This window comes from Aestuariivirga sp. (assembly GCF_020252395.1).
Lineage (GTDB): Bacteria > Pseudomonadota > Alphaproteobacteria > Rhizobiales > Aestuariivirgaceae > Aestuariivirga.
Map to the genome: position 1 here is coordinate 12728 of NZ_JADCDB010000005.1, position 11106 is coordinate 23833.

Below are 11106 nucleotides of genomic sequence, written 5' to 3' on the forward strand. Positions count from 1 at the left end.
GGGAGTTTTCCGTGCCGCGCTACGACTATGTCTCGATGGGGTTCTACACCTTTGATTGCCTCGGCTGGCCCTTCACCGAAATCCCGCCCGGGGGCGGCACGGTGTTCATCGACGAACTGACGCTCGCCGTTTCGGGTGCGGGCGGTACGGCTGCCATCGCCGCCGCCAAGATGGGCCTCAACACGCTGGCCGTCGCGGGCGTCGGCGAGGACCTAATGGGCGACTGGGTGCTGCAGCGGCTCGCCCATTTTGGCGTCGACACGTGGGGCGTGCAGCGCCAGCCCGGCTGGAAGACCTCCTCCTCCATCGTCACCACGCGTGCCGACGGCTCACGCCCCGCACTTCACATGAAGGGCGCCACATCGAACTTCTTCGTGACCGGCGAAATGATCCCGCGCGCCACCGACACCAAAGTGTTCCACGCCGGCGGCGTCGGGCTGATGGATGCCATGGACAAGGGCCAGACGGCGGTGGTGATGAAGACCGCCAAGGCTCATGGCGCCACGACCACGGTGGACGTCTTCGCCGGGAGTCCGAAGGACCTGCCGGCCATCGCCCGAGTGCTGCCCTATACCGACTATTTCATGCCCTCGATCGAGGAGGCCCAGGCGCTGTGCGGCCGCAGCGAGCATGGCGACACGGCGAAGTTCTTCCTCGACATGGGGGTGAAGGCCTGCGTGCTGACACTGGGCGGCGACGGCGCCTATTACCATGACCGCGACGGCGTGAAGTTCCGTGTGCCAGCCTTCGACATCGCCGTCAAATGCACCTGCGGCTGCGGCGATGCCTTCGATGCGGGCTTCGCGGTGGCGCTGGTGCATGGCTTCGACATGGAAACGGCGGTGCGGTTCGCGCAGGCGACCTCGGCGCTCAACGCCACCGGGCTCGGCTCGCAGGCGGGCGTGAAGGATTTCGAGCATACGCTGGAATTTATGAAGCGGACGAGGATGCGGGGCTGACAGCGGCGTCGCCCGCTTCTCCAGCGGGTGAAGACGGGACCGGTTGCGAAAGCAACGGGGAGATGAGGGGACGTCGAGTGAACGATTGTGGGTGGAGCTGACGTGCCCTCACCTACCTTAACTTTATTGGGCCCCTTCCCCGCAAGCCGGTGAGGACGAGAAAGGAACAAGCCTCAGAACGAACCGAACATCCCGCCCAGCACGATCACAACCACCAGCGCCAGGATGGCGCCGAGGATGCCGACCATGACGATGTCGCGGTAGGCTTCCTTGTGGTTCGACCCGCACACGGCCAGCAGTGTGACCACCGCGCCATTGTGCGGCAGGCTGTCGAGCGTGCCGGAGCTGATGACGGCCACCCGGTGCAGGAGTGCCGGATCCATGCCGATGGCCGCGGCGCGCTGCATGAAGGTGCCCCCCAGCGCATCGAGCGCGATGGTGAGGCCGCCCGAGGCCGAGCCCGTTAAAGCCGCGAGTACGTTGACCGCCACCGACAGCGAAACGAGCGGGCCGCCGCCGATGCCCAGCACCCAGCCGCTCACATCCTTGAAGGCCGGCATGGCGGCCACAACAGCGCCGAAGCCGACGAGGCTCGCCACCGACATGATGGGCAGGACCGAGGCATTGGCGCCGGCGTCGATGGTGCTCTTGAGGGCCGGCAGCCGGCGGACGTTGATGGCAAGGGCCGTGACGATGGCCGCCGCCAGCGCGGTGATCACCGCCCACACCCCGCTCAGCGCCGAAAGCGACGTCGCCCCGAACTCCGGCTTGGCCAGAAAGTCCGCATTGACCTGCGGAAGAATGAAAAAGGACATGAGGATGTTGACGATGATCACCACCACCAGCGGCAGCGCCGCAAGCGCGACGGAGGGTGGCTTCAGCGCCACAGCACCGCTGTTGATTTCCGCCGGATCGAATTCGCGGGCCGTGGTGGCGCGCTCGCGCAGCTTTTCATTCTCGGCCAGGTCGCGCGCCGTGGCCGGGCGGCCGTCGCCGAAACCCTCGCCGCGCGTTGCGGCGCGGGCCTGCTCGCGGTTGAGCCACCACAGGCCGAAGCCCAGCATGACGAGGGACGCGATGATGCCAAGGCCCGGTGCTGCAAAAGGCGTGGTGCCGAAGAAGGGCATGGGGATGGCGTTCTGGATCGAGGGCGTTCCCGGCAAGGCCGACATGGTGAAGGTGGAGGTGCCGAGCACGATGGCCGCCGGCATCAGCCGGCGCGGGATTGAGGCCGAGCGGAACAGCTCCTGCGCCATGGGGGCGAGCACGAAGAAGGCGACGAAAAGGCTGACGCCGCCATAGGTGACGAGTGCGCCCGCCAGCACGACCGCGAGAATGGCGCGGCCGGCGCCGAGCCTTTCCACCATCCACTTGGCGATGACCGTGACGGAGCCCGAATCCTCCATCAGCTTGCCGAACAGCGCGCCCAGCAGAAACAGCGGAAAGAACTGGGCGATGAAACCCGCCCCGCTCACCATGAACACCTGCGTCCAGTGCGCCAGCAGCGGCTCGCCCGAGAACATGGCCGTGACCAGCGCCGCGATGGGCGCCAGCAGCAGGATGCTCCAGCCGCGGAAGGCAAGCGCGATGAGGATCGCGAGGCCGGCGAGAATTCCCAGCAGTCCCATGGTTCAGCTCTCCGCCAAAAGCACGTCGATGTCGGCACTGCTGCGCTTGCCCACGTCATCGCCATGTAGGGCGATGAACCGGTCAGCGGCGCGGCGCCCCTCGGAATGCAGCATCTCGATGAAGTCCCACTCGGCATTGAGCTTGGAGGAAGCGCCAAGCTCGGCCAGCTTCTCCGTCATGATGCGGTGGGTGCGCATGCGGGCCCAGCGGGCCCCCTCGCCCGTGCCGGGATCCACCACCTGGCGCAGCAGGGCGATCATGCGGATCTCCTTCATCAGCGGCGAATTGAAGGAAATCTCGTTCAGGCGGTTGAGGATGTCCGCGGCAGTTCGCGGCACCTCGGAACGCTCACGCGGATTGATCTGCACCAGGATCGTGTCACGCGCGTTGCTCTCGCGCACCAGCGGGGTGATGGTCGGGTTGCCGGCATAGCCGCCGTCCCAATAGGCCTCGCCGCCGATCTCCACCGCCTGGAACATGGTTGGCAGGCAGGCGGAGGCCAGCAGCACGTCCGCGGTGATCTCGGCATTGCGGAAGATGTGGCCGCGCCCGGTGCGCACATTGGTGGCGGTGATGAAGAGCTTGATGGGGGACTTCGCCAGCCCGGCGAAATCGATACTTTCCTCAAGAATGGGCTTCAGCGGATTGTAGCCCGCCGGGTTGAGATCATAAGGCGAGGCGACGCGCGTGAGCAGGTCCATCGCGAGATAAACAGGCGAATGGTCGAGCGACCAGCGCCCCAGCATCTTGTCCAGCGGCGTCCTCTGGAAGGGGCTGAAGGCGGCGGCATCGGACACGCGCTTCCAATAGGCGAAGAGCGCAGCCTTGGCGCCTTCCGGGCCACCCTTGTTCCAGCCATCGGCCAGCACCGCGGCATTCATGGCCCCGGCGGAGGTGCCCGAAATCGCCTCGATCAGGAACCGCGGTTCCTCCAGCATGCGGTCGATCACGCCCCAGGTGAAAGCCCCGTGCGAGCCCCCGCCCTGCAGCGCGAGGTCAATGAGGATCGGTTTTCCATCGTTGTTACGGGGCTTTGCCATCCGGCCTGACTTTCAAAGAGGCACAAGAGTGTGCGTTGCAGCAATTATTGCAATGCAGCATCGCTATCACACTTGCACGACAGAGTCATGTGCTGGTTGCAGGATTAATCGCTTCCGGCGTTCCTACCGCCCGACCACCAGCTTGCCGGTGCGGCCGATCTCGGCGGCGAGGCCCGCGAGGCGTTTTTCCACGCGCTCGCCCGCGAGATCCGCGAGCTTGCCCGGAAGCCGCAGGATCAGCGTCTTGTTGTCGCCGAGCCTGAGCGAGATGTTGGGCAGCATGCCCGGCATGGCAGCGGAGAGGATATAGGCCAGCCGGAAGATCGACGCCAGAAGATGGGCGCGCTGGTGGGCGTCATCGTCGAGGAGGCGGTTGAGGCCGTCGCCGTCCTCGCCTTCGCCGTCATAGCGGTAGAACACCGTAAGCGCCACGAAGATGCGGCCCGGATGATCGACGCCGACGAAGGCCGCCTGCGAGATCATGGAGAGGGAGCGCTCGGCGCGATAGTCCGGATGCGCGCGCCAGCCGATGTCGGCCAAGAGACAGGCCGCATAGCGGAGCCGCCGCTGGTCATCCGTCTCCGGCAGTTTGCCGGGGCCGAAGAGCTGGTCGGTCCAGTCGCAGAGTTCGAGCTCATGCTCGGGCGAGCGGGCATAGCGCCTGGCGAAATCCCAGCAGGAGGAGAGCAGCGCATCGGAGTTGCGCTTCCGCGCGGGGAGCTTCGAGAACAGCAGGCCCTCGCGCACGCCAAAGACGGAGATTTCGACGGCGGCGGGCTGGCAATGCGCCAGCAGCCGTTCGAGCACCAGCGCGCCGAAGGGCATGGTGTCCGAGCGGCTTTTCGAGACTTCGCGGATTTCCTTCAGCGAATTGGGCGAAAGATGCGCCACAAGGCCGGCCAATGACATGGCCTGCTGCTTGGCGAGCCGGTAGCAGTGCAGCACATGCAGCGGATAATGGCTCTGCGCCATGTGCAGCTTGGCGAGGTTTCGCCAGGTGCCGCCCACGGCATAAAAGGTGCGGCCCTGAAGGAGCTTGAGGATGCCGGTCCTGGCGAAGGACTCGTCGATGATCTCGCGCGCCTTCTCGATCGATCCGCCCGAGAGGTCGATAAGGCGCAAGGGGCCGAGCGGCAGGGTGATGCCCTCCCTCAGCTTGCCGTCCTTAATGTCGATGAGTTCGAGAGAGCCACCCCCTAAGTCACCCGCCACGCCATCCGCACCCGGAATGCCGGCGATGACGCCCAGAGCCGCGTAACGCGCCTCTTCCTTGCCGGTGAGCACCTTGATGCCGCAGCCCAGTGCCTTTTCCGCCCGGGCGACGAATTGCGGGCCGTTGGACGCCTCGCGCGCGGCGGCGGTGGCCACGGCATAGACATGTTTGGCGCCGATCTGCCGCGCCAGCGCGCGGAAGCGCTTCAGCGCCGCGATCGCGCGGGTGATGCCCTCCTCCGCCAGCATGCCCCTGGTGGCCACGCCGCGGCCGAGGCCGCAGAGAATCTTCTCGTTGAAAATGGGCGACGGCGAGCGGCGCAGACCGTCATAGACGACGAGGCGGACGGAGTTCGACCCGATGTCGACAACGGCCACCGGCCGGTATTTCGGCGGCTCGGTGCGGAAGCCCTTGTGCCAGTTGTCCCACTTCACGGCTTCGGCCTGGCCTTCTTCTTCCTGGCGCGCTCGATAATTTCCGGCGGCAGAGCCTGGCTGCGTCCGCGGCCGGAGAGCGAGGGATTCTTCATGAAATAGTCATGGGCGTTGAACGGTTCCTCGTCCGGGCCGGGCGCGATGCGGCGCGAGGCGCCGTCGGCCAACAGCTCCCAGCTCTGCTGGTTGTCCATCATGTTGGCCATCATGATCTGGTCGAGGATCTGGTCATGCACGGTGGGGTTTTCGATGGGGATCAGCGTTTCGACGCGGCGGTGCAGGTTGCGCTGCATCCAGTCGGCGGAGGAAATATAGACCTTGGCCCGCTTGTTGGGCAGCGCGTGGCCGCCGCCGAAGCACACAATGCGCGAGTGCTCCAGGAAGCGGCCGATGATGCTCTTGACGCGGATGTTCCCGGAGAGGCCCGGCACGCCTGGCCTCAGGCAGCAGATGCCGCGCACCACGAGATCGATCTGAACGCCCGCCTGGCTCGCCTTGTAGAGTGCATCGATGATGCCGGGATCGACGATGGAATTGAGCTTGGCCCAGATCTGCGCCGGGCGGCCCGCCTTGGCGTGCTCGATCTCCTCGTCAATGTGATCGAGCAGCCGGCGCTTCAGGTTGATGGGCGAGAGCGCGATCTTCTCCAAGTCCTCGGGCTGGGCATAGCCCGAGATGAAGTTGAACAGCCGTGCCGCGTCACGCACCAAGGCCGGATCGCAGGTGAAGAAGGAGAGATCGGTATAGACCTTGGCGGTGATCGGGTGATAGTTGCCGGTGCCGAAATGCACATAACTGCGCATGGCGCCCGACTCGCGGCGCACCACCATCGAGACCTTGGCATGGGTCTTGAGCTCGATGAAGCCGAAGACCACCTGTACGCCGGCGCGTTCGAGATCCCTCGCCCACTGAATGTTGGCCTCCTCGTCGAAGCGCGCCTTGAGCTCGACCAGCGCCATGACGGATTTTCCCGCCTCCGCCGCCTTGGCCAGCGCCGCGACGATGGGCGAGTCCTTCGAGGTGCGGTAGAGCGTCTGCTTGATGGCGACGACGTCCGGGTCATTCGCCGCCTGCAGCACGAATTGCACCACGACGTCGAAGGACTCGTACGGGTGGTGGACGACGATGTCCTTCTGGCGGATCGCCGCGAAGCAATCGCCTCCGTGGTCGCGGATGCGCTCTGGAAAGCGCGCCATGAAGGGTTTGAACTTCAGGTCCGGCCGCTCGTCCAGGATGAGGAGCCTGGTGTCGGAATAGCCCACGAGACCGGCGCATTCGACGATGGCGTCGCGGTGAACGGCCAGTTCCGCGGCGATGAATTCGCGCAGCGGAGGCGGCGTTGCGGCATCGAACTCCATGCGGATCACCGAACCGCGGCGGCGGCGCTTCAGGGCGCTTTCGAACACGCGCACGAGATCTTCCGCCTCTTCCTCGATTTCGATATCGCTGTCACGGATCAGCCGCATCACGCCCTTGCCGGTGAGGTCGTAGCCGGGGAACAGCCGCGGGATGAACAGTCCCAGCATATTCTCGAGCGAAATGAAGCGCAGATCGCGCTGGCCTTCGATGGCGGGCAGCCGCACGAAGCGGTCAAGCTGCTGCGGAATGGGCAGCAGCGCGTTCATCTGCTCGTTGTCCTTCCGCCGCCTGAGATCGAGCGCAATGATGAAGCCGCGGTTGGGGATGAAGGGAAAGGGATGGGCCGGATCGATGGCGATGGGCGTCACCACGGGCAGAATCTGTTCGAGGAAGCGCTGATCGAGCCAGGACTTTTCATGGCCCAGCAGGTCGCTGCCGTCGGTGATGACGATGCCGTTCTGGGCCAGCTCCTGGGTGAGCTGGTGCCAGCGCCGGTCCTGCTCGGCCATCAGCTCCTGGGCGAGCGCGCGCACCCGGTCGAGCTGTTCCTGGGCGGTGAGGCCGTCATCGCTGGCTTGCGTCAGCTTCTCGCGCACCTGGCCGACGAGGCCCGCCACGCGCACCATGAAGAACTCGTCCAGGTTGTTGCCCGAGATCGACAGGAAGCGCAGCCGTTCGAGCAGCGGATGCGCCGTATTCCGCGCCTCCTCCAGCACCCGCATGTTGAAGCCCAGCCACGAGATCTCGCGGTTGATGAAACGCTGCGGGTCGGCGGCCGTGATGGCCCCGGCCAAGGGAAGCTGCTCGTTCATGGCCGCCTTTCGGAAAGTGGAGCCGGAACGGCACTATAACAGGCTTGTAACGGTTGGGTGAACCCCGTCCTGGGACAGCCTTAACCCTCGTCGGGAAACAGCGTGGGCTCGGTCATCTGCTGCAGCACGCGGGCGGCGAGGCCGCGGGTGACGGCGGTCTTTTCGGTCAGCGCCAGCCGGTCGAGTTCCGCCACCACGGCACGGGCGGCATCGAGCGAGCGCGGCATGCGCAGCATGAGGTAGGAGATCACCGGTTCCTCGACGCCGATCTGCCGGTCGGCGAAGTGCTTCACCAGCACGCCCCGCAGCAGCGCGTCATCGGGCGGGTCGAGGCGCGCCACGGCCAGCGCCTTGAGGCGGGATGCCAGATCGGGAAGTTGCACCGTCCACTGCGCCGGGTCGAGCTCAGCGGCGATCAGCACGTGGCTGCCGGTCTGCCGCGTGAGGTTGAGGAGATGGAACAGCGCGCGCTCGTCCAGGGCCGCGCCCGGCGCATTGTCGATGGCGAGCGATCCTTGCGCCAGAAGCCTGTCCGGCGGCTCGTTGCCCAGCGCACCGGCGGTGACGAGCCGTGCGCCCGAGGCCTGCCGCCACACTTCGAGCAAATGCGACTTGCCCGAGCCGCTGCCGCCCACCAGCACCACGCCGTGGTGCGGCCAGTCCGGGTAGCGGTCGATCATAGCCACGGCGGCGGCGTTGGACGGCGTCACCAGGAAATCGTCCCGCCCCAGCGCGGTGCGCAGCGGCAGGTCGAGCACCAGCTGGCGGCTCATGCCGGGCGGTTCTCGATGGCCTCGGGTGGCCCGGCGGGATCAACCGGAACCGGCGAACCCCCGGCGCCGTCAACGCCGAGATAGAGACGGCTGGCGAGGTATTGCTTGAGTGCGAAGCGCACCAGCACGCCGGCCGCCGCCGCCATGGGCACCGCCAGCAGCAGGCCGACGAAGCCAAAGGCATAGCCGAAGGCGAAGAGCGCGAACATCAGCCAGACGGGATGAAGCCCGATGCTCTTGCCGACGAGCTTCGGCGACAGGAAATTGCCTTCAAGGAACTGGCCCACCGCGAAGATGCCGGCCACCAGCCCGATCGCCCAGTAATCCGGCCAGAACTGGACGAGCGCCACGCCGATGGCCAGCACGCCGCCGGTCATGGCGCCGGCATAGGGAATGAAGGTGAGCGCCCCGGCGAGAAGGCCGATGGCGAGGCCGAACTTGAGACCGGCGAGGGTGAGGCCCGCGGCATAGAAGATGCCGAGCACGAGGCAGACCGTGCCCTGGCCGCGGATGAAGCCGGCCATGGCGGCGTTCACGTCGCGGCCCAGCTCGCGCACCGTGTCGACGTAGTCGCGCGGCACCCAGCTGTCGATGGTGGCGATCATGCGGTCCCAGTCGACCAGCATGTAGAAGGCGACGATCGGCGTCACCACCAGCAGCGACACCAGGTTGACGAGCGCCAGGCCGCCCGACAGCAGCGTCTTCAGCACGCTCAGGATCCAATCCGCCGCCTTGCCGGCGAATTGCGTGACCGAGGCCTGGATGTCGGTGCCGCTCTTGTTCACCGCCTCCTTCATCCACTCCGGCGCCCAGGCGTTGAGCCGCGCGGCAAGCGACTGGATCAGGGCCGGAAGCTCGCTGGCGAATCGCCCCACCTGGTCGACCAGCATGGGCACGAAAATCACCAGGGCAGCGACCAGCGCAAGCAGCGCCACGATGACGATCAACAGGGCGGCGGTCAGCCGCGAGAAACCCCATTTCTGCAGCCTGTCGGCGATGGGATCGAGAAAATAGGCCAGCACGAAGCCGGCGAGAAAGGGCAGCAGGATGGGGCTCAGCAGCCACAGCACGAGCACCGCCACCGCAAAGCATGCGGCCCAGATCAGCACCTGTCTCTGCAGCGTCACGGCGCGCCATCCTCATCAGGCTGCTCCGCCATATGGCGCAGCCAGGCCGAGAGATAGTCAGCCCCTGACAGCGCCGTCAACAGGGCGACGGGAATGCCGCCATACTCCACAATCGTTCCCACCGGCTTTCCCAGCGCCGCCACGCCCAGCACAGAAACCGCAAAAACGATCTGAACCACGGTGTTGACCTTGCTCACCATCAGCGGGCGCACGTGGACCGGGTGGTCCAACAGGCGGGACAGCAGCACGGCCCCCACGATCAGCGCATCGCGCGACACCACCGCAATGGCGAGCCATGCGGGGATCAGCTTGAGAAAGCCCAGCGTGACGAAAACCGAAACCAGCAGCGCCTTGTCGGCCAGCGGGTCCAGATAGGCGCCGAGCCTGGTGCGCCAGTCGAAACGGCGGGCAAGATAACCGTCGATGCCGTCCGAAATTCCCGCCGCCATGAAGGTGAGAAATGCCCAGCCATGGGCCTCCGAAATGATCAGCCACACGGTGACCGGCACCAGCAGCAGCCTCATGACGGAGATGAGATTGGGGATGTTGTGCATGGCGCCGGCCGCTACATGGGCTGGATCACCCAGCCATTGCCACCCTGGCTGAGGTTCAGCCCCACGCGCTGCATGTTGGCCTGCAGTTCCTCGAGGCTGCGGGTGTAGACCAGCCGGATGGTGGCGCCGCCGAAATCGAGGCTGGAGAGATCGACGCCTGAAACACTGGGGGTGTTGAGGATGCGGGCGCGGATCGCGTTCCACTCGCGCGGCGAGCTAAAGGGCACGGTGACGGCCAGCAACTGGGGCGTGTTGTCGCGCGCCGCCTTCGCCTCGGCCTCGGCGATGGCTTGCACTTCATAGGCTTTGTATAGAACCTTTTTGAAGGCCAACGTGGCCGCCGTCTCGGCGGCAACCGGCGTGCCGTCCTCGCCGGTCTCGGGCGTGTAGATCTTGTTTATGTTCACGCGGCCGAGCTTGATATCGCCCTCGATGTAGACGTGGAGACCGCCATCATCCGTGGGTTGAGCCTGGGCCACCAGCACGCTTGCGGCGTCATAGCGTTTGCGAATGGCGTCGAGTTTCACCGTGTCGCCCGCCAGCGCCTCTCCGGTGGTCAGCGTGTCGATGTCGTCCTTGTCGCCCAGCGGGATGATGATCGGCACCATGCCCTGCTCCGCCTTGAGGTTCAGCCAGGCCTGACGCCAGGGATTGTCCTCCCACAACTTCGGGCCATCCGGCGCGCGGTGGACAGGGATGACCAGCACGGGATCAGCCTGCACCGTGGACACACTGATGTTGTAGCCCGCGAGAAATTTCTCCATCTTGCCTGGCAGGAAGCGCACGGTGAAGGTGCCGATGTAGCGGCCGGGGGCGGAGGTTTCCTTCTCAATCGACAGCGAGCGGAGAAGGGGTGCGATCTCCTCCGGCTTCATTTTCGCCCTGAGCTGGGCCACAAGCCCGGGCGAGCCCAGCTTCTCCACAAGCTGGAAGAAGGCCTTCACCTGCACGTCCATCAGGGCCTGGTTCTTGGCCGAGGTGGCGTCCGTCGAGGTGACGTCGATATCGACCCCCTGCACGGCAAAGGGGCTGGTTTCGACCGGGCCTCCGGCCAGTCCAGGCATAGCGAAGGCGGCCAAAGCCAGGAACCCGGCGAGGGCCGCCGCCACGGCGCGGCCCTGCAACATGCGAATGACGTTCAATATGCCGGTTCCAACTTTCCACTCGTTGTCCGGGCGTGCCTTCGGCGCTTTATTCCGTGCGCGC

9 protein-coding genes are annotated in these 11106 nt (G+C 65.8%); 1 reads left to right on the top strand and 8 read right to left on the bottom strand.

Annotated elements, in window-relative coordinates:
• Positions 1 to 11 precede the first annotated feature (11 nt).
• Positions 12 to 959, top strand: a complete 948-nt coding sequence (locus IOC82_RS04355; protein WP_290544954.1) for a PfkB family carbohydrate kinase — start codon at positions 12 to 14, stop codon at positions 957 to 959.
• A gap of 173 nt (positions 960 to 1132) precedes the next feature.
• Here IOC82_RS04355 and IOC82_RS04360 read toward each other — a convergent pair whose 3' ends face one another.
• The 8 genes from IOC82_RS04360 to IOC82_RS04395 form a co-directional block, all read right to left on the bottom strand.
• Positions 1133 to 2587 carry a GntP family permease gene (locus tag IOC82_RS04360; protein ID WP_290544955.1) on the bottom strand — a complete coding sequence of 485 codons (1455 nt, stop codon included), beginning with the start codon at positions 2585 to 2587 and terminating at the stop codon, positions 1133 to 1135.
• A 3-nt stretch (positions 2588 to 2590) separates the two neighbouring features.
• Complete coding sequence (locus IOC82_RS04365) at positions 2591 to 3628, bottom strand: patatin-like phospholipase family protein (RefSeq protein ID WP_290544956.1); 1038 nt, start codon at positions 3626 to 3628, stop codon at positions 2591 to 2593.
• A 123-nt stretch (positions 3629 to 3751) separates the two neighbouring features.
• The gene (ppx, locus tag IOC82_RS04370; protein WP_290544957.1) at positions 3752 to 5275 is read right to left on the bottom strand and encodes an exopolyphosphatase; all 1524 of its coding nucleotides are present in this window, start codon (positions 5273 to 5275) and stop codon (positions 3752 to 3754) included.
• Positions 5272 to 7446, bottom strand: a complete 2175-nt coding sequence (locus IOC82_RS04375) for an RNA degradosome polyphosphate kinase (RefSeq protein WP_290544958.1) — start codon at positions 7444 to 7446, stop codon at positions 5272 to 5274. The genes ppx and IOC82_RS04375 overlap by 4 nt, the downstream gene beginning before the upstream one ends.
• An 80-nt stretch (positions 7447 to 7526) precedes the next feature.
• On the bottom strand, positions 7527 to 8219 hold the full coding sequence (locus IOC82_RS04380) for a hypothetical protein (RefSeq protein ID WP_290544959.1): 693 nt from the start codon (positions 8217 to 8219) through the stop codon (positions 7527 to 7529).
• Positions 8216 to 9346, bottom strand: coding sequence for an AI-2E family transporter (locus tag IOC82_RS04385; protein WP_290544960.1), 1131 nt, complete (start codon positions 9344 to 9346; stop codon positions 8216 to 8218). Before IOC82_RS04385 ends, IOC82_RS04380 begins: the two co-directional genes overlap by 4 nt.
• A complete protein-coding gene (locus tag IOC82_RS04390; protein WP_290544961.1) occupies positions 9343 to 9900 on the bottom strand; it encodes a CDP-alcohol phosphatidyltransferase family protein in 558 nt (185 codons plus the stop codon). The genes IOC82_RS04385 and IOC82_RS04390 overlap by 4 nt, the downstream gene beginning before the upstream one ends.
• A gap of 11 nt (positions 9901 to 9911) precedes the next feature.
• Entirely contained in the window at positions 9912 to 11042 is a 1131-nt protein-coding gene (locus IOC82_RS04395; protein WP_290544962.1) for a DUF2066 domain-containing protein, read from the bottom strand.
• Between the last annotated feature and the right edge of the window lie 64 nt (positions 11043 to 11106).

Excerpts from the sequence above, each read along its gene's own strand:
- IOC82_RS04360 (WP_290544955.1), bottom strand. The coding sequence starts at position 2,587 with ATGGGACTGCTGGGAATTCTCGCCGGCCTCGCGATCCTCATCGCGCTT.
- IOC82_RS04390 (WP_290544961.1), bottom strand. The coding sequence starts at position 9,900 with ATGCACAACATCCCCAATCTCATCTCCGTCATGAGGCTGCTGCTGGTG.
- IOC82_RS04380 (WP_290544959.1), bottom strand. The coding sequence starts at position 8,219 with ATGAGCCGCCAGCTGGTGCTCGACCTGCCGCTGCGCACCGCGCTGGGG.
- IOC82_RS04365 (WP_290544956.1), bottom strand. The coding sequence starts at position 3,628 with ATGGCAAAGCCCCGTAACAACGATGGAAAACCGATCCTCATTGACCTC.
- IOC82_RS04375 (WP_290544958.1), bottom strand. The coding sequence starts at position 7,446 with ATGAACGAGCAGCTTCCCTTGGCCGGGGCCATCACGGCCGCCGACCCG.